The sequence below is a fragment of the Pseudomonas sp. MLB6B genome (assembly GCF_054508135.1).
Window position 1 is genome coordinate 4,602,222 of record NZ_CP199313.1, and the last position, 16,689, is coordinate 4,618,910.

A 16,689-nucleotide genomic window follows, 5' to 3' on the forward strand; every position below is an offset into this window, starting at 1 on the left:
GGCACCGCCCAAGACAGCGGCCGTCAAAGGGACGCAAGCCGCCATGCAAGTGAAACACCTGCTGCTGATCGCCATCCTCGGACTCACTGCTGCCTGTTCCTCGAACAAGGAAGTCATTGATGAGAACCTCAGCGAAGCCGAACTGTACCAGCAGGCGCAAGCTGATCTGGACAACCACAGCTATACCAGCGCCACCGACAAGCTCAAGGCGTTGGAGTCGCGCTATCCCTTCGGTCGCTATGCCGATCAGGCGCAGCTCGAGCTGATCTACGCCAACTACAAGAATGCCGAACCCGAAGCCGCCAAGTCGGCTGCCGAGCGCTTCATCCGTCTGCACCCGCAGCACCCGAACGTCGACTACGCCTACTACCTCAAGGGCCTGACCTCGTTCGACCAGGACCGCGGCCTGCTCGCCCGCTTCCTGCCGCTGGACATGACCAAGCGTGACCCAGGCGCTGCCCGCGACTCGTACAACGAATTCGCCCAGCTCACCAGCCGCTTCCCCAACAGCCGCTACGCCCCCGATGCCAAGCAGCGCATGATCTACCTGCGCAACCTGCTGGCGGCGTACGAAATCCATGTGGCCGACTACTACCTGACCCGCGACGCCTACGTCGCCGCCGCCAACCGCGGTCGCTATGTGGTGGAAAACTTCCAGGAAACGCCCTCGGTGGGCGACGGCCTGGCGATCATGGTCGAGTCGTACCAGAAGATGCACCTCGACGACCTCGCCGCTACCAGCCTGGAAGCGTTGAAGCTCAACTATCCCGAGCACCCGAGCCTGGTCGACGGCCAGTTCGAACCCAAACGCAAAGAGGCCGACGACCGCTCCTGGCTGTCCAAAGCTACCTTGGGCCTGATCGAAACCGACACACCGCTGCCGCCAGGCGAAACCCGCGCCAACCAAGACGTGGTCAAGCAGTTCCAGGACGCCCGCGATGACATCCCGCGCGAACTACTGCCCAAGGACGAGAACGGCGATCCTATCGAACCCGCCGGCCCGAAAGACGCCGAAGTCGACCGTTCATGGTTCAGCTATGCCACTTTCGGCCTGTTCGACTGATCGACCGCTGTAGCACGAAGGGAGGCCCAGGCCTCCCTTTTTCATGGGCTGCGCCCTAGACTGTGCCTTTCCCTTCCGACAAGCCCGACACCATGATTCGTCTCCTATTCTGGATCGCCCTGATCGCCGCCGCCTTCTGGCTGTGGCGCAAGTTCAAGATCAGCCAGCAGCCTGACCGCCAGGCGTCGCTCGATGACCCGCTGCGCATGGTGCGCTGCGCCCACTGCGGCGTGCATTTGCCCGATGATCGGGCACTGCAGCGTGGCAACCATTGGTATTGCAGCCAGCACCATCTGGAGCAAGGCCCGACTACCACGCGTTGAGCCCAAAGCTGCGTCAGGCGCCCTGTGCGCCTGACGAAGACTGCCCCTCAGCCCAGCCGACCCTCAGGCGCATAGGGCGTAGGATCGATGATTGGCGACCCGCCGGTCAGCAGATCACAGAACAACTGGCAGGAGGCCGGCGCCAGGACCAAGCCATTACGGAAATGTCCGCAATTGAGCCATAGCCCCTCGTGCTGCGGCACCGGCCCGATGTAGGGCACCCCCTCGGGCGAACCCGGCCGCAGCCCGGCCCAGTGCCCTACCACGCTTGCCTCGGCCAACGCCGGCAACAAGTCGCTGGCCGAGGCAACCAAGCTCGCCAATGCGTGGTGGGTGGGTTGTTTGTCATAACCGACATGTTCCAGCGTGCTGCCCACCAGCACGTGGCCGTCCTTGCGCGGAATGGCATAGCGCCCGTTGGCCAGCACCATGCTCGGCAGAAAATCCTCTTCACACTTGAACAGGATCATCTGGCCCTTGACCGGGTGTACCGGCAGGTCGATGTCCAGGGTGCGCAGCAGGTCGCCACTCCAGGCGCCGGCACATAACACCACCTCGTCCGCCGGCAATACGCCGTCTGCGGTCAGCACGCCGGTCACGCGCTCGCCTTCCCTAGCGAAGCCGCTGACGGAGCAATGTTCGCGAAGGGTTACGTTGGACAGGGCCCGTAAGGCTGCCGTCAGGGCTTTCACCAGACGCGGATTGCGCACATTGGCCACATCGGCCATGTGTATGGCCTGGGCAAAGCCTGGGCCCAACGCGGGCACAGCTTCGTAGACCGTATCGATTGCCACCTCGGCCAGCGCACGTTGCTGTTGCGCGGCCCAGGCCAGCGCCTCGTCCTGATCGTCCAGATCGAGCCAATACAGCCCCGTGGTGTGCACCTGCGGGTCGATACCGGTGACCGCCAGCAGGCGCTCGGCCAACTGCGGATAGAAGTCTTGCGACCAATGCGCCAGCGCCGTAACGGCCGCGCTGTAGCGCCAGGGATAGAGCGGCGAGACGATACCCCCGCCTGCCCATGAAGACTCGCGGCCCACCTCGCCCTGGTCGCACACCGTGACATGCTCGACCTTGGCCGCCAGATTCAACGCGGTCAGCAGGCCAATGACGCCGCCCCCGACAATCACTACTCGTTCGCTCATTCGCTCGATCCAAACTCCGAAATGGTCTGTGGTGCCCCTCGCACCCTTCAGCTTCCCCAGCAAGCCTGCCCGTTGCGCTCGCCACCTGGGTTGGTGCGCCCCCCCGTGTGATCGAGCTGGAAATCGCCGCAGGCGTCATTGGCCATCATCGCCTGCGGCCGTCGGACGACGAGCAGCGTGAAACCCGTAGCGTGACGTTGCGCACTCAACCGGTAATACAAGGTGCCATCGGGTAACGCCACCTGCCGTTGTTCGGTGTCGGCATACCGCCCGGTAATGGCGTAGTGACGTTCCAGGCGCAGCGCCGCATCGTGCAACAACGCGACGACCTCGCTGCGGGCGGCGTTGCGCAGTGACGCTTGGTAGCTGGGATAGGCGATCGCCGCCAGCATGCCGGTCAGCGCCAGGACAATCAATAACTCAAGCAAGCTCAAACCGCGCTGCATGTCAGCTCTCCTGTGCGCGATGGCGCCATAGGATGCGCTGGGGGAAATCCGGATAATCCAGCGAAAACGCATACACAGCCTCGAGCACCTGCCGCGCGGCAGGCTGGGCGCTGACGGCGGTGATGCGGAACAGGCGCACCGGCTCGCCAGGCGGCATGTGCGCGGCGCGCTCGGTCACACCCAAGTCTTGCACGCTGAAAAATCCATCACGCCCACGTTGCCATCGCCCTTCTAGCGCGTAGGGTCGCGCCGGGGGCAGGCAAGCCGGGCACTCGACGATCACCTTGTCCAGCACAGCCGAGGCTTCGAGCAAGGTAGCCTCGGCCTGCTCGAACGCCTGCGCTCTGCTGAGCAGGTGCCCAGCCAGGCGCGTCTCCAGCAATGCGTCGTTCAGCGCCGAGGCGGCCAGCATGCTCATGAGCAGCGTCAGCACCAGACACACCAGCAGGACCATACCGCGCTGGCGCTTCATGGCGTTGCCAGTGGGTTGCGCAAGGCAACGCTGAGTGCGTAATGCTGGGTCAGCTGCCACTGCGGTTCGTACAGTTCCAGCTGCAGGTCGATACGCTGCTGGTCGACCAAGGCTATGCGCAGGCGTCGGACGTGATTAAGCAAGGGTTGCTTGGAGCGGGTACGCACAAGCATGAGCCGGTCGTTTTCGAGTCGATACTCCAACTGCCTGATCGGCAACACCATTGCATCGGGGGCGGGGGCAGTGCGGCCGTCGCCTACCTGGGCCCACGTCAGACAATCGGTGTGCAACGTCCAGTCCGCAGCACCCGTGTGCCCCGGCAGCTCGGCGACGACCAAACTCAAGCGTTCACCCTCTACCACCACTGGTCGCGCAAAGGCCGCTGCGGCTGTGCTACTGGCGAAATCCTCAGGGCGCAAGCGCAAACAGCCAAAAGCGCCAGCCATGCGGATGTCCTGGGCGATGCGGGTCAGCGCCAGCCGCGCATCGCCTTGCAGTTGCTGCGCGACGGCCTGCAAACGCCAGGTCTGGTAGGCGGCGATGAAGACCTGGCTAGCCCCTACCAACAACAACAGCCCAAGCGCCAGTGCGACCAACGCTTCGATCAAGCCAAAGCCCGTTTGGCGGACGTTCATCGTTCCACCCTTCCCTGCAAGCTGACGGCGAGAGGATCGTCCTTCTGCACGCGCCCCCAGCGCACTTCCACCTGCACGCGCCCGACGTCACGACGCACGGTACCTTCGGCCGCCTCCCCCAGCGCTCGCTTGAGCTCGGCCTGCCATCTGCTCTGATCGATCGGCCCCACGCCCATACCGGTACGCGCGTATTCCAGCCACCCCTGCGCCAGCCATGCGGCCTGGCTATGTCCGCGCGCCTGCTCACTGACCTGCAAGGCACGTAACTGCATGCCCGCCGCGCCCAACACACCGACCGCCAGCACCGCCATGCTCAGCGTCACTTCGATCAACGTCAGCCCGCCCTCGCCTGTCCGCATCCCTGCTCCCCCTGCGACATTTCCTGCTGCACCTTAGCGTTCGGCCCGACTGACACGAGGTCGGCCGAGCGCGATGCTGAAGAAAAGCACGGGTTTGGAGGACGCGCACAGTGAAGCAACAAGGCGCAACACTGATTCAAATGATGTTGGCGCTGGCACTGATAGGTGCGCTGACGCAGCTTGCCGCACCAGCCTACACCACGATCAGGCATGACCTACGCCTGGCCAGCGCAGCACGTGAGCTGGCCCAGGCCCTGCGTTACGCGCGCAACCATGCCGCGCTGCTGGGGCAGTCAGTGCAGGTGACAGCGCTTGAAGGGGATTGGAGCAATGGCTGGCAGGTCGGGCTGACGACACCATGGCAGGTGTTGCGCGAGCGTCGCTTAGCGGGAGGGTTGAGGATCGTCAGCAACGGCGGCACCCGAGTGACCTTCAGCGCACTGGGTGTGCCCTTGGGGCCTGGTGCTTCGCCCTATGGCGCCACTCTGACCCTGTGTCAGCACCGCCGAGCCATCGGCGCGCACCAAGTGGTGATCGCCTTCAGCGGCCGCATCGATCTGCGCACCGAGCCCCAGGCGGAGCCGCGGTGCGCAACACAGTGAGCGTTACAGCAGCGAGCGTATCCGCAACTCCTTGGGCATGGAGAACGTGACGTTCTCCGCGCGGCCGTCCAACTCTTCGGCAGGGCTCGCGCCCCATGCCTTGAGCTGGTCGATCACACCACGCACCAGCACTTCGGGCGCCGATGCGCCTGCCGTGATGCCGATATGGGCAACGCCCTCGAACCAGCCTCGTTGCAGGTCTTCGGCGCCATCGATCAAATAGGCCGGCGTACCCATGCGCTCGGCCAACTCGCGCAGGCGGTTGGAGTTCGAGCTGTTGGGGCTGCCGACCACCAGCACCACATCGCTCTCGTCAGCCAATTGCTTGACCGCGTCCTGGCGGTTCTGGGTGGCGTAGCAAATGTCGTCCTTACGCGGCCCGCCGATCTGCGGGAAGCGCGTACGCAGAGCGTCGATGACGCGACTGGTGTCGTCCATCGACAGCGTGGTCTGGGTCACGAAGGCCAGGTGTTCGGGGTCGCGCACCTGCAGACGCGCGACGTCTTCCTCGTCTTCGACCAGGTAGATGGCGCCGCCATTGCTGGCGTCGTACTGGCCCATGGTGCCTTCGACCTCCGGGTGGCCGGCGTGGCCGATGAGAATGCACTCACGGCCATCGCGGCTGTACTTGGCCACCTCGATGTGCACCTTGGTCACCAACGGACAGGTGGCGTCGAACACCTTCAGGCCACGTCCCTCGGCTTCCTGACGCACGGCCTGGGAAACACCGTGGGCGCTGAAGATGACGATGACGTCGTTGGGCACCTGATCGAGCTCTTCGACGAAGATCGCACCGCGACTGCGCAGGTCTTCCACCACGAACTTGTTGTGCACCACTTCGTGGCGCACATAGATCGGCGGGCCGAACACTTCCAAAGCGCGGTTGACGATCTCGATCGCCCGGTCGACCCCGGCGCAGAAGCCGCGAGGGTTGGCGAGTTTGATTTGCATGCGCGGCTCCAGGCTCAGAGCGCCGTGACCTCGAGGATTTCCACCTCGAAGGTCAGGGGCTTGCCGGCCAATGGGTGATTGAAGTCGATCGTGACCTGGTTGTCGTCGAAGGCTTTGACCACCCCCGGCAACTCGGCGTTGGCCGCGTCGTTGAAGATCACCAGCAAGCCTTCGGACAGCTCCATGTCGTTGAACTGCGAGCGTGGCATGATCTGCACGTTCTGCGGGTTGGGCTGACCGAAGGCGTTCTCCGGCGCGATGCTCAGGGTGCGGCGGTCGCCGGCCTTGAAGCCGAACAGCGCCGCCTCGAAGCCTGGCAAGAGGCTGCCGTCACCCACTTTGAACGTGGCCGGACCTTTGTCGAACGTGCTGTCGACGGTGTCGCCATTTTCCAGATGCAGCGCGAAATGCAAGGTCACTTCGGTGTTCTGGCCAATACGCGTGTCAGTCATGGACGGGCTCCTGAGGTTTCTTGCTCTTGAACATGTCCAGCGCCAGCATCACCGCACCCACGGTGATTGCGCAGTCGGCCAGGTTGAACACGGGGAAGCGCCAGACGTCCTGCCAGTGCACGAAGATGAAGTCGATCACATGGCCGTGCGCCATCCGGTCGTACAGGTTGCCCAGCGCACCGCCCAGCACCAGGGCCAAGGCAATGGCCAACCAGGTGTCGCTACGGCCAAGGCGCTTGAGCCAGACCACCAGCACGCCACTGACCACCACGGCGATGGCCGCGAACAGCCAGCGCTGCCAGCCGGCGCTGTCGGACAGGAAGCTGAACGCCGCACCGGTGTTGTACGCCAACAGCCAGCTGAGCAGCCCTGGAATGACGCTGATCTCGCGGCCGTCGGCCAGGGCGCTGTCGAAGTAGACCTTGGTGGCCTGGTCGAGGACCACGACCACCACGGCCAGCCACAACCAGGCCAGGCGGCCGAACCGCCCAACGTCGGGGTTAGGCATAGTGGCGCACCTCACCGGAACCGCACAGGTTATCGACGCAACGTCCGCAGATTTCCGGGTGCTGCGGATGGCTGCCGACGTCGGCGCGGAAGTGCCAGCAACGGCCGCACTTGGTGTAACCGGACTTGACGACCGTCAGTTTCAAACCTTCGACTTCGGTGGCCACGGCTTCGGCAGGTGCCTGCGCCAATGGCGCGACACTGGCCGCCGAGGTGATGAGCACGAAACGCAGCTCGTCGCCCAGCTTGCGCAGGTCGGCCGCCACGGCCTCTTCGGCGTACAAGGTGACTTCGGCCTGCAAGTTGCCGCCAATGACCTTGGCCGCACGCTGGTTCTCCAGCTCCTTGTTGACCGCAGCCTTGACCGCCATGACCCGATCCCAGTAAGCACGGTCCAGCTCGAAGCCTTCCGGCAGCTCGGACAGACCTTCGTACCAGGTATTGAGCATCACCGATTCGTTACGCTCGCCTGGCAGGTACTGCCACAGCTCGTCGGCGGTGAACGCCAGGATCGGCGCGATCCAGCGCACCAGCGCTTCGCTGATGTGGTACAGCGCGGTCTGGCAGGAACGCCGTGCGACACTGTTGGCACCGGTGGTGTACTGGCGGTCCTTGATGATGTCGAGGTAGAACCCGCCCAGCTCCTGCACGCAGAAGTTGTGCACCTTGGAGTAGACGTTCCAGAAACGGTACTCGCCGTAGTGCTCTTGCAGTTCGCGCTGCAGCAGCAGCGTGCGGTCGACGGCCCAGCGGTCCAGCGCCAGCATCTCATCGGCAGGCAGCAGGTCGCGCGCCGGGTCGAAACCGGTCAGGTTGGAAAGCAGGAAGCGTGCGGTGTTGCGGATACGCCGGTAGGCGTCGGCGCTGCGCTGCAGGATCTGGTCGGAGACGGCCATCTCGCCCGAGTAGTCGGTGGCCGATACCCACAGGCGCATGATGTCCGCGCCCAGGGTGTCGTTGACCTTCTGCGGCTCGATGGTGTTGCCCAGCGACTTGGACATCTTGCGGCCGTTCTCGTCCACGGTGAAGCCGTGGGTCAGCAGCTCGCGGTACGGCGCATGGCCGTCGATGGCGCAACCGGTCAACAGGGACGAGTGGAACCAGCCGCGGTGCTGGTCGGAACCTTCCAGGTACAGGTCGGCACGCGGGCCGGTGGAGTGGCCGATGTCGTGCGAGCCACGCAGCACGTGCCAGTGGGTGGTGCCGGAGTCGAACCAGACGTCGAGGGTGTCGCTGATCTTGTCGTACTGGTCGGCCTCGCTGCCCAGCAGTTCGGCGGCGTCGAGCTTGAACCAGGCCTCGATGCCCTGCTGTTCGACGCGCTTGGCCACCTCTTCCATCAGCTCGACGGTGCGCGGGTGCAACTCGCCGGTCTGCTTGTCGAGGAAGAACGGGATCGGCACGCCCCAGTTGCGCTGGCGCGAGATGCACCAGTCGGGACGGGTGGCGATCATCGAATGCAGGCGTGCCTGGCCCCAGGCCGGAACGAAGGTAGTGTCTTCGATGGCGGCCAATGCGCGTTCACGCAGCGGTGCGCCGGTGTGGGGCTGTTTGTCCATGCCGACGAACCACTGCGCGGTGGCGCGGTAGATCAACGGGCTCTTGTGGCGCCAGCAGTGCATGTAGCTGTGGGTGATGGTTTCGGTGTACAGCAGCGCACCCACTGCCTCCAGCTTCTCGACGATCGCAGGGTTCGCCTTCCAGATGAACTGGCCGCCGAAGAATTCCAACGAGGGCGCATATACGCCATTGCTCTGCACGGGGGTCAGAATCTCGTCGTTGACCATGCCGTAGCGTTTGCAGGTCACAAAGTCGTCTTCGCCGTAGGCCGGCGCGGAGTGCACCACGCCAGTGCCAGCGCCCAGTTCGACGTAGTCGGCCAGGTATACCGGCGACAGACGGTCGTAGAACGGATGCTGGAAGTTGATCAGTTCCAAGGCCGAGCCGGAAGCGGTGGCCAGCACCGTGCCTTCCAGGCTCCAGCGTTTGAGGCAGGCTTCTACCAGCTCCTCGGCCAGCACCAGCAGACGCTCACCGGTATCGACCAGCGCGTAGCTGAACTCCGGGTTCACGTTCAGCGCCTGGTTGGCGGGGATGGTCCAGGGTGTGGTGGTCCAGATCACGATGGCCGCAGGCTTGCTCAGGCTTGCCTGGCCGAAAGCGTTCGCCAGCTTGTCGGCGTCGGCGATCGGGAAGGCCACGTCGATGGTCTGCGACTTCTTGTCGGCATACTCGACCTCGGCCTCGGCCAACGCCGAACCGCAGTCGAAGCACCAGTTCACAGGCTTGAGGCCCTTGAACACGAAGCCCTGCTTGACCATTTCGGCCAGCGCACGGATTTCTCCGGCTTCATTGGCGAAGTCCATGGTCTTGTAGGGGTTGTCCCAATCGCCCAACACGCCCAAACGGATGAACTCGCGCTTCTGCCCTTCGATCTGCTCGGCAGCATAGGCGCGGCACAGTTCGCGGGTCTGGTCGGCGGACAGGTGCTTGCCGTGGGTGACCTCGACCTTGTGTTCGATCGGCAGACCGTGGCAGTCCCAACCGGGCACGTACGGCGCGTCGAAGCCCGACAGGGTCTTGGAGCGCACGATCATGTCCTTGAGAATCTTGTTCAGCGCGTGACCGATGTGAATCTTGCCGTTGGCGTAGGGCGGACCGTCGTGCAGGACGAACTTCGGACGATCCTTGCCAATTTCGCGCAGCTTCCCGTACAGGCCAATGCTGTCCCAGCGCTGCAGAATCTGCGGTTCGCGCTGAGGCAGGCCGGCCTTCATGGGGAAGGCGGTGTCCGGTAGGTTTAGCGTGGCTTTGTAGTCGGTCATTTCAGGCTCTTGGTTAGCGGTTGAGCGTGCCAATGGGCACGTGCGGCGGCGATGTCCGCGTCGATCGCCGACTTGAGCGCCTCCAGGGAGGCGAAACGCTGCTCTTCGCGCAGCTTGTGGTGAAATTGCACGGCCAGGCGTTGGTCGTACAGGTCACCGGTGTAGTCCAGCAGGTGAATCTCCAGGTGCGGGCGGCCATCGCCTGCCACGCTTGGGCGCACGCCGATGTTGGCGATGCCGGGCCAACGCTGACCGTCGATCTCGGCGCTGGTCAGGTACACACCGGTCAAGGGCACGTGACGGCGCTTGAGCTGGATGTTGGCCGTAGGCGTGCCAAGCTGGCGCGCCAGCTTCTGGCCATGCAGTACCCGCCCGCAGATCTGGTAGGGCCGCCCGAGCAAGTGCTCGGCCAACGCGAAGTCGGCTTCGGCCAAGGCCTTGCGCACCTGAGTGCTGCTGACGCGCATGCCGTCGTGCACCACCGTTTGCGCGGCCTCTACGGTGAAACCGTGGCGACGCCCGGCGTCTACCAGGAAGGCGAAGTCGCCGGCGCGGTCACAGCCGAAACGAAAGTCGTCGCCCACTTCCAGATGCTCGATGCGCAAGCCGTCGACCATGATCGCATCGACGAAAGCGCTGGCGCTGAGATTGCTCAGGTGTTCGTTGAACGCCAGGCACAGCACTTGATCGACACCCTCGGCGGCGAGCAGCTCGATCTTGTCACGCAAACGCGACAGCCGAGCGGGCGCTGTATCGGGCGTGAAGTACTCGCGCGGCTGCGGCTCGAAGATCACGACACAGGTGTGCAGCCCAAGGGCCTGCCCGCGCTCGCGCAAGCGCGCCAGGAGCGCCTGGTGGCCGCGATGGACCCCGTCGAAATTGCCAATGGTGGCGACGCAGCCCCGATGCTCAGGGCGCAGGTTGTGAAAGCCTCGGACCAGCTGCATAGCGCGCTTCTTGCTCATAAAGTGGTCGATTATAACCACACCCGGGCGCTGACGACAGGCAGCAGTGTCCGGCTGTGGCGTTGGAGATGGCAAACCGATGCTCGGCGTGCCGAGCGCTTCAATGCAACGCCTTGCGCGCGAACTGCCCAGGGCGCAGGCCACATAGGAACAGGCAGCCGAAGTAGGTCACCACACCTGCTGCGATCAGCGCGCCCAGGCGCAGGAACCGCGCCAGCATGTCGCCCTGGGCCCACGCGGGCATGTAATGCATGCCCGCCAGCAATACGGCCGACATCAGCAGCACCGCCACCAGCAGCCGGCTCAGAAAGCCCAGCCAGCCAGGTTGCGGCTGGAACAGGTCCAGACTGCGCAGCCGCCAGTACAGCAAGCCGGCGTTGAGGCACGCGCCAATGCTGATCGCCAGGGCCAGGCCAGCATGCTTGAACGGGCCGATCAGCGCCAGGTTCAACAACTGGGTAGAGACGAGCGTGAAGATGGCGATCTTCACAGGCGTACGAATGTTCTGCTGTGCATAGAAGCCAGGCGCCAGCACTTTCACCAGGATGATCGCCAACAGGCCCACCGAATAGGCCACTAGGGCGCGCTGGGTCATGGCCGCGTCGAAGGCGTTGAATTTGCCGTACTGGAACAGGGTGACCGTCAACGGCTCGGCCAGAATCGCCAGAGCCAGGGTGCACGGCAATACCAGCAGGAAGCATAGGCGCAGGCCCCAGTCGAGGATCCGCGAATACTCATGGCGATCGCGATTGGCATAGGTCTTGGCCAGGGTCGGCAGCAGGATGGTACCCAAGGCCACGCCCAAAACGCCGGAGGGCAGTTCCATCAAACGGTCGGCGTAGTACATCCACGACACCGAGCCCGCTACCAGGAAGGAGGCAAAGATGGTGTTGATGATCAGTGAAATCTGGCTGACCGATACGCCGAGAATCGCCGGCAGCATCTGTTTGAGCACCCGCCATACCCCACTGTCACGCAGGTTCAGACGCGGCAGCACCAGCATGCCGATGCGTTTGAGGGCAGGCAGCTGGTACAGCAACTGTGCCAGCCCCCCCGCCAGTACACCCCAGCCCAAGGCCATGATGGGCGGATCGAAATACGGCGTGAGGAACAGCGCGAAGACGATCATCGCGACGTTGAGCAGGGTCGGCGTGAAGGCCGGTACCGAGAAGCGGTTCCAGGTGTTAAGGATCGCGCCCACCAGCGAAGAGAGCGAGATCAGCAATATATAGGGAAAGGTTACCCGCAGCAGATCGCTGGTCAGCTGATATTTCTCGGCGCTGTCGACGAAGCCCGGCGCGGTCGCCCACACCACCCAAGGGGCTGCCAGGACACCGAGCACGGTCACGAGCGCCAATATCAGGGTAAGCAAGCCGCTGACGTAGGCGACGAACGTACGCGTCGCCTCCTCGCCCTGTTGCGTCTTGTATTCGGCGAGAATCGGCACGAAAGCCTGGGAAAAGGCGCCTTCGGCAAAGATGCGCCGCAGCAGGTTGGGCAGTTTGAAGGCGATGAAGAACGCATCGGTGGCCACACCTGCGCCGAAAACGCGGGCCAGGATGGTATCGCGCACGAACCCCAGCACACGGGAAATCATGGTGATGGAGCTGACCGCAGCCAGGGATCTGAGCAAGTTCATGGAAAAGTTTACGCCAATGGACGAGGAGCGCTGCCAGTTGGCGCTCGGATGTGCGATACTCCCGCGCTCTTCGCAGGGGGAGCCAAATTTCCCGAGTTTACAGGTCGCGACGCAGAATGGAATCCACTCCGTTATGCGCTACGGCCACTCAGCGGAGCCCTGCATCTGGCCTTGACAACCGATGAACTCATCGGCATGATTCGCGGCCTTATTTGCTTGTCATTTATCCAAAAGTCTTTCGAGGAGCTCGACGGTGGCCAACTCACCTTCCGCCAAGAAACGTGCAAAACAGGCTGAGAAGCGTCGCAGCCACAACGCCAGCCTGCGTTCCATGGTCCGTACCTACATCAAAAACGTAGTTAAGGCCATCGACGCTAAAGATGCCGAAAAAGCACAATCGGCTTACACCCTGGCTGTGCCAGTTATCGACCGTATGGCCGATAAAGGCATCATCCACAAGAACAAAGCTGCTCGCCACAAAGGCCGTCTGAACGCGCACATCAAGGCGCTGAAAGAAGCTGCTGCTGCCTAAGCGAAGCACGTGTTCATAAAAAACCGACCTTAGGGTCGGTTTTTTGTTGCCTGTCGTTTACCGCTGTCGCCATGTGCCTTTCTCGACCGAGCAAGTGGCTCGGTCGAGAGGAGCGCTTATTTGGCCAGTGGGATCTTAGGCGCCCACTCCAACCACTGGTCCTCGGGCTTGTCGAACAATGCGAAGGTCTGTTTAGGCAGTGCCTGCGTCCCCATCTGCTCCCCTTCGGGCGTCGCGAAGGCGATACCGCCATCGATGAGGGTCTCCACTGACTCGGTGCGCAAGCTCACGCCCTTGATCAACCCCCAGTCGATGCCGAAGCCGCTGCTGTTCCAGAACCGGCTACCCCCTCGCACCAGCGGTGCGTAACGCGGCTCGATCAAGATGTGGATAAGGACTCGGTTGGCGGTCTGACCCAGCTCGTAACCGGTCACCTTGCCCACCGGCACTTCGCGGTAGGTCACGGGCACACCCGGCTTGATCGAACCGCGGCGCTCGGCACTCAACGTCAACGCCAGGCCATTCTCCGGCTCGGTCGCCTCAGGCGCCTGTGGCAATGCGATGAAGTCGCGCTGAGGCGCCAGCATGCGCGGCGCCGGCTTGACCTCCAGGTATTGCCCACTGATCAACGTGTCCAGATGCTCGGTGCGTACCAGCCCCAAGGCCGGCTTGACCACCCAGAACTGCGTACCGGCTCGGGCGATGCGCTCTGGCACTTCGGTGATGCGCGCGCGCAACAGGACCGCCTGCAAGTCGTCGGTAAGGTCGACGCTTTCGATATTGCCGACTTCCAGGCCGCGCAACCGGATGGGCGTGCCTGGCTTGAGGCCATCCCCCGTATTGACCCGGATGGTGATGAGCGTACCCGCACGGTTGGCGGCTTCTTCGCTCTCGTGCAGTCGGAAGCGTGGAATTCGCCGCTTCAACTTGACGTTGGCCTGCGGCGTATCGAAGGTGATGCCGCCGGCCATCAAGGTCTGCAGGGATTCGCTTTGAATCTTTATGCCCGAAAGCCCGCCGGTCAGGGTGATGCCGCTGGAATTCCAGAAGCGTGTCGAGCCGTTGACCAGGTTTTCGTATTCTTTCTCAATGTGCACGCCAATCAGGATGCGTTTGCTATCGCGGGTGAACTGGTAGCTTTGCACGTTACCGACCTTGACCTGGCGGTACATGACCGGGCTGCCGACTTCGACCGAGCCGAGGCGATCGGCGAATAGCACCAAGTGCAGGCCAGGAGCCTTTAGGTCCAGTGGCGGCGCTTTGGCCCGCGCTTCGAACTCGCGGGAAGGTGAGGCGCCCTTTTCACCCGGTCGAATGGCGATGTAATTGCCCTTCACCAAAGCTTCCAGACCGGTGATGCCTGCCAGGGAAATGGAGGGCTTGACCACCCAGAACTGCGTGCCGGAAACCAGGAAGTCTTCGGCCAAGGGGTCCATGGTGAGTTCGGCCGTGGCGCTGGACAGGTCCTCCTCGATTTTCAGCGCTTTCAACGAGCCCACTTGGATGCCTTTGTACATCACTGGCGTGCGTCCGGCCTGCAAGCCCTCGAAGTCGGTCAGCTTGAGCTTGATACGAATGCCGGCCTGGGCCGCATCGAAATCTTCGTACAAGCGGAACGGCAGATTCGGGTCGGTAGGCGGGCTGTCCTTGCGGTGCTCAGGCGTCGCGAAAGCGATACCACCGGCCACGATGCTGGCCAAGGACTCGGTGCGCACCTTGACCCCTGACAAGTCGGCATTGATGCTGACACCGCTGGCATTCCAGAAGCGCGTGTGTTTGCGCACCAGATTGGCGTAGGCCGGCTGGATGAACACCTTGATCTCGACCAAGTCCTGGTCTTCGGAGAGGCGATAGCTCTTCACCCGACCGACCTTGATCTGTTTGTAGAACACCGGGCTGTCGCGGTTCAGCGAGCCCAGGCGGTCGGCTTTGAGGGTCAGGTGCAAACCTGGCTCGTTGTCAGATAAGGGCGGTGCTTCGGACAGTGCGGTGAAGCGCTTGGTAGGCTCGCCCTCACCGGGGTCTATGGCGATGTAATTGCCCGAGACCAGGGTTTCCAGGCCAGAGATGCCGGCGATGGTCACACTGGGCTTGACAAGCCAGAAACGCGTGCCGGTGGTGAGGTGTTCTTCGGCTGCCCGGTTCATCTCGATGGTAGCGATGACACCGGTATTGCTGCCCTCCTCGTCCAGGATCAAGGATTTGACCTTGCCCACCGACATGCCCTTGTACATGATCTCGGTCTTGTCGGCGACGATGCCTTCGCCCGTTTTGAAACGGACCTGAATTTCGACACCCGCATCGCGGTAGGCTTGAAACGCCAACCAGCCACCGATGATCAGCGCTATGAGCGGAAGGATCCAGATGGCCGACCAGTTGGAGGCAGGGCGGGTTTTAGCCGTAGGCAAGTCACTCATTGTCGTTATCCGACTCCGTGTTATCCCAGATCAGACGGGGATCGAAAGTTAACGCTGCAAACATGGTCAGGATGACCACCGTCGCGAAGGCAACGGCGCCTAGATTGGCTTCGACATTGGCGATACGGCCGAAATTCACCACGGCCACCAGAATGGCAATGACGAAGATGTCGAGCATCGACCAGCGCCCGATGAACTCGATGAAACGGTACATCCAGATTCTCTGCCGGGCCGATAGCGGCTGATGGCGCTGGACCGAATACAGCAACAACGCGATACCAATCAGCTTGAACGTCGGCACCAGAATGCTCGCCACGAATACCACTCCGGCGATGGGCAGCATACCGTTCTGCATCAACGCAATGACGCCAGACATGATCGTATCAGGCGTACCTCGCCCCAGGCTGCTGACCGTCATGATCGGCAGCACGTTAGCGGGTATGTAGAGAATCATCGCGGTGATCAGCAGCGCCCAGGTGCGGGCGATGCTATTGGGGCGCCTTACGTGCACCGCTGCTCCGCATCGCGTACAGGGCTGGGAATTGGCCTGTGGCTGCAGGCGGTTCAGTTGATGGCACTCATTGCATACAACCAGGCCTGCATCAATCGCCCGCATGCACATCCTCCCCGGACAACGCGCTCCAGATCTGGTGCTCGGACATCACTACCTCCAACCAGACCTGCACCAATAACAACGCTACGAAACACACCAGGCCCAATCCAATGGTGAGCTGCGCCATGTCGACCAGTTTGACGATCGCCACGAGCACGCCCATCAGGTATACCTCGAGCATTCCCCAGTCACGTACATGGTGATAGACCCTGTAGATGAACAGTCCGTAGCTGCGTCCAGTGTCGAAGCGGATGCTCAGCAGCACGATCAGCTGGCAAAGCAGCTTGAGCAACGGGATGGCCATGCTGCACAGGAAAACGACCATGGCGATGCCACGCATATCGGACTCGTACAGCCCCACAACGCCATTCCACACCGTGTCGTAGGAGCTCTGGCCTAGGAGATGCAAGCGCATGATGGGTAGAAAATTCGCCGGGATGAACAAGACGAGCGCGGTGATTACCAGCGCCAGGCTGCGATTCACCACATTGTGCCGATGTGCATAGAGCTCATAACCGCAACGGGGGCATTGCGCTTTCTCATTTTGCTGCAGCTGGGGTTTGCGCATGAGCAGATCACACTCGTGGCAGGCGATCAGCTCATCCAGGGGCAATTCTTGCAGCGAGTGCGGAGCGGCAGTGTCTGACATGGGCGGCTTCTGCGGAATAGAACGGGGCTATTGTAGTGCTCAGAACGCATGCAGAGGGAAAAGACTCCCCACTGGCAGCTACTCAATATCACGC

18 protein-coding genes are annotated in these 16,689 nt (G+C 62.7%); 4 read left to right on the plus strand and 14 right to left on the minus strand.

The annotated features are described in order from the left end of the window. Positions 1-43 precede the first annotated feature (43 nt). Positions 44-1,063 (plus strand): outer membrane protein assembly factor BamD, encoded by a 1,020-nt coding sequence (locus tag ACSMEV_RS20470; RefSeq protein ID WP_459206738.1) that lies wholly within the window; start codon positions 44-46, stop codon positions 1,061-1,063. A gap of 92 nt (positions 1,064-1,155) precedes the next feature. Next, positions 1,156-1,386 (plus strand): PP0621 family protein, encoded by a 231-nt coding sequence (locus ACSMEV_RS20475; RefSeq protein ID WP_459206739.1) that lies wholly within the window; start codon positions 1,156-1,158, stop codon positions 1,384-1,386. A gap of 47 nt (positions 1,387-1,433) precedes the next feature. On the opposite strand, the gene thiO is transcribed toward ACSMEV_RS20475, so the two are convergent. From thiO to ACSMEV_RS20500, 5 genes are read right to left on the minus strand one after another with little or no spacing between them, the layout of a single operon-like run. Continuing rightward, on the minus strand, positions 1,434-2,531 hold the full coding sequence (thiO, locus tag ACSMEV_RS20480; RefSeq protein ID WP_459206740.1) for a glycine oxidase ThiO: 1,098 nt from the start codon (positions 2,529-2,531) through the stop codon (positions 1,434-1,436). A gap of 47 nt (positions 2,532-2,578) precedes the next feature. Continuing rightward, entirely contained in the window at positions 2,579-2,977 is a 399-nt protein-coding gene (locus ACSMEV_RS20485) for a type IV pilin protein (RefSeq protein ID WP_459206741.1), read from the minus strand. Position 2,978: 1 nt separating this feature from the next. Continuing rightward, entirely contained in the window at positions 2,979-3,449 is a 471-nt protein-coding gene (locus ACSMEV_RS20490; protein ID WP_459206742.1) for a hypothetical protein, read from the minus strand. After that, positions 3,446-4,084 carry a PilW family protein gene (locus tag ACSMEV_RS20495; RefSeq protein WP_459206743.1) on the minus strand — a complete coding sequence of 213 codons (639 nt, stop codon included), beginning with the start codon at positions 4,082-4,084 and terminating at the stop codon, positions 3,446-3,448. The genes ACSMEV_RS20490 and ACSMEV_RS20495 overlap by 4 nt, the downstream gene beginning before the upstream one ends. Continuing rightward, entirely contained in the window at positions 4,081-4,443 is a 363-nt protein-coding gene (locus tag ACSMEV_RS20500; protein ID WP_459206744.1) for a type IV pilus modification PilV family protein, read from the minus strand. Before ACSMEV_RS20500 ends, ACSMEV_RS20495 begins: the two co-directional genes overlap by 4 nt. 110 nt (positions 4,444-4,553) lie before the next feature. Here ACSMEV_RS20500 and ACSMEV_RS20505 point away from each other — a divergent pair, with 110 nt between their 5' ends. After that, positions 4,554-5,045, plus strand: a complete 492-nt coding sequence (locus ACSMEV_RS20505; RefSeq protein ID WP_459206745.1) for a GspH/FimT family pseudopilin — start codon at positions 4,554-4,556, stop codon at positions 5,043-5,045. A 3-nt stretch (positions 5,046-5,048) separates the two neighbouring features. Here the strand turns inward: ACSMEV_RS20505 and ispH are convergent, their stop codons facing one another. From ispH to murJ, 6 genes are all read right to left on the minus strand, one after another. Further along, positions 5,049-5,996, minus strand: a complete 948-nt coding sequence (ispH, locus tag ACSMEV_RS20510) for a 4-hydroxy-3-methylbut-2-enyl diphosphate reductase (protein ID WP_459206746.1) — start codon at positions 5,994-5,996, stop codon at positions 5,049-5,051. A 14-nt stretch (positions 5,997-6,010) separates the two neighbouring features. Then, positions 6,011-6,448, minus strand: coding sequence for an FKBP-type peptidyl-prolyl cis-trans isomerase (fkpB, locus tag ACSMEV_RS20515; RefSeq protein ID WP_459206747.1), 438 nt, complete (start codon positions 6,446-6,448; stop codon positions 6,011-6,013). Continuing rightward, entirely contained in the window at positions 6,441-6,956 is a 516-nt protein-coding gene (gene lspA / locus ACSMEV_RS20520) for a signal peptidase II (RefSeq protein ID WP_296262938.1), read from the minus strand. Before lspA ends, fkpB begins: the two co-directional genes overlap by 8 nt. Further along, entirely contained in the window at positions 6,949-9,780 is a 2,832-nt protein-coding gene (gene ileS, locus ACSMEV_RS20525) for an isoleucine--tRNA ligase (protein WP_459206748.1), read from the minus strand. Before ileS ends, lspA begins: the two co-directional genes overlap by 8 nt. Further along, positions 9,777-10,727 carry a bifunctional riboflavin kinase/FAD synthetase gene (gene ribF / locus ACSMEV_RS20530; protein WP_459206749.1) on the minus strand — a complete coding sequence of 317 codons (951 nt, stop codon included), beginning with the start codon at positions 10,725-10,727 and terminating at the stop codon, positions 9,777-9,779. The genes ileS and ribF overlap by 4 nt, the downstream gene beginning before the upstream one ends. A gap of 118 nt (positions 10,728-10,845) precedes the next feature. Next, positions 10,846-12,384 carry a murein biosynthesis integral membrane protein MurJ gene (gene murJ, locus ACSMEV_RS20535; RefSeq protein WP_459206750.1) on the minus strand — a complete coding sequence of 513 codons (1,539 nt, stop codon included), beginning with the start codon at positions 12,382-12,384 and terminating at the stop codon, positions 10,846-10,848. Positions 12,385-12,637: 253 nt separating this feature from the next. Here murJ and rpsT point away from each other — a divergent pair, with 253 nt between their 5' ends. Further along, complete coding sequence (rpsT, locus tag ACSMEV_RS20540) at positions 12,638-12,916, plus strand: 30S ribosomal protein S20 (protein WP_028695915.1); 279 nt, start codon at positions 12,638-12,640, stop codon at positions 12,914-12,916. Positions 12,917-13,032: 116 nt separating this feature from the next. Here rpsT and ACSMEV_RS20545 read toward each other — a convergent pair whose 3' ends face one another. From ACSMEV_RS20545 to ACSMEV_RS20555, 3 genes are read right to left on the minus strand one after another with little or no spacing between them, the layout of a single operon-like run. Next, entirely contained in the window at positions 13,033-15,333 is a 2,301-nt protein-coding gene (locus tag ACSMEV_RS20545) for a PqiB family protein (RefSeq protein WP_459206751.1), read from the minus strand. Continuing rightward, positions 15,326-15,949 carry a paraquat-inducible protein A gene (locus ACSMEV_RS20550; protein ID WP_459206752.1) on the minus strand — a complete coding sequence of 208 codons (624 nt, stop codon included), beginning with the start codon at positions 15,947-15,949 and terminating at the stop codon, positions 15,326-15,328. Before ACSMEV_RS20550 ends, ACSMEV_RS20545 begins: the two co-directional genes overlap by 8 nt. Next, on the minus strand, positions 15,936-16,595 hold the full coding sequence (locus ACSMEV_RS20555; protein ID WP_459206753.1) for a paraquat-inducible protein A: 660 nt from the start codon (positions 16,593-16,595) through the stop codon (positions 15,936-15,938). The genes ACSMEV_RS20550 and ACSMEV_RS20555 overlap by 14 nt, the downstream gene beginning before the upstream one ends. Positions 16,596-16,689: the final 94 nt, after the last annotated feature.

Bases quoted from the DNA above. Each gene is read 5' to 3' on its own strand.
- lspA (WP_296262938.1), bottom strand. From the start codon at position 6,956: ATGCCTAACCCCGACGTTGGGCGGTTCGGCCGCCTGGCCTGGTTGTGG.
- ileS (WP_459206748.1), bottom strand. From the start codon at position 9,780: ATGACCGACTACAAAGCCACGCTAAACCTACCGGACACCGCCTTCCCC.
- ispH (WP_459206746.1), bottom strand. From the start codon at position 5,996: ATGCAAATCAAACTCGCCAACCCTCGCGGCTTCTGCGCCGGGGTCGAC.
- ACSMEV_RS20490 (WP_459206742.1), bottom strand. From the start codon at position 3,449: ATGAAGCGCCAGCGCGGTATGGTCCTGCTGGTGTGTCTGGTGCTGACG.
- ACSMEV_RS20485 (WP_459206741.1), bottom strand. From the start codon at position 2,977: ATGCAGCGCGGTTTGAGCTTGCTTGAGTTATTGATTGTCCTGGCGCTG.
- ACSMEV_RS20470 (WP_459206738.1), top strand. From the start codon at position 44: ATGCAAGTGAAACACCTGCTGCTGATCGCCATCCTCGGACTCACTGCT.
- ACSMEV_RS20475 (WP_459206739.1), top strand. From the start codon at position 1,156: ATGATTCGTCTCCTATTCTGGATCGCCCTGATCGCCGCCGCCTTCTGG.
- ACSMEV_RS20545 (WP_459206751.1), bottom strand. From the start codon at position 15,333: ATGAGTGACTTGCCTACGGCTAAAACCCGCCCTGCCTCCAACTGGTCG.
- murJ (WP_459206750.1), bottom strand. From the start codon at position 12,384: ATGAACTTGCTCAGATCCCTGGCTGCGGTCAGCTCCATCACCATGATT.
- ACSMEV_RS20555 (WP_459206753.1), bottom strand. From the start codon at position 16,595: ATGTCAGACACTGCCGCTCCGCACTCGCTGCAAGAATTGCCCCTGGAT.
- ACSMEV_RS20550 (WP_459206752.1), bottom strand. From the start codon at position 15,949: ATGCGGGCGATTGATGCAGGCCTGGTTGTATGCAATGAGTGCCATCAA.
- ACSMEV_RS20495 (WP_459206743.1), bottom strand. From the start codon at position 4,084: ATGAACGTCCGCCAAACGGGCTTTGGCTTGATCGAAGCGTTGGTCGCA.
- ribF (WP_459206749.1), bottom strand. From the start codon at position 10,727: ATGCAGCTGGTCCGAGGCTTTCACAACCTGCGCCCTGAGCATCGGGGC.
- thiO (WP_459206740.1), bottom strand. From the start codon at position 2,531: ATGAGCGAACGAGTAGTGATTGTCGGGGGCGGCGTCATTGGCCTGCTG.
- fkpB (WP_459206747.1), bottom strand. From the start codon at position 6,448: ATGACTGACACGCGTATTGGCCAGAACACCGAAGTGACCTTGCATTTC.
- ACSMEV_RS20500 (WP_459206744.1), bottom strand. From the start codon at position 4,443: ATGCGGACAGGCGAGGGCGGGCTGACGTTGATCGAAGTGACGCTGAGC.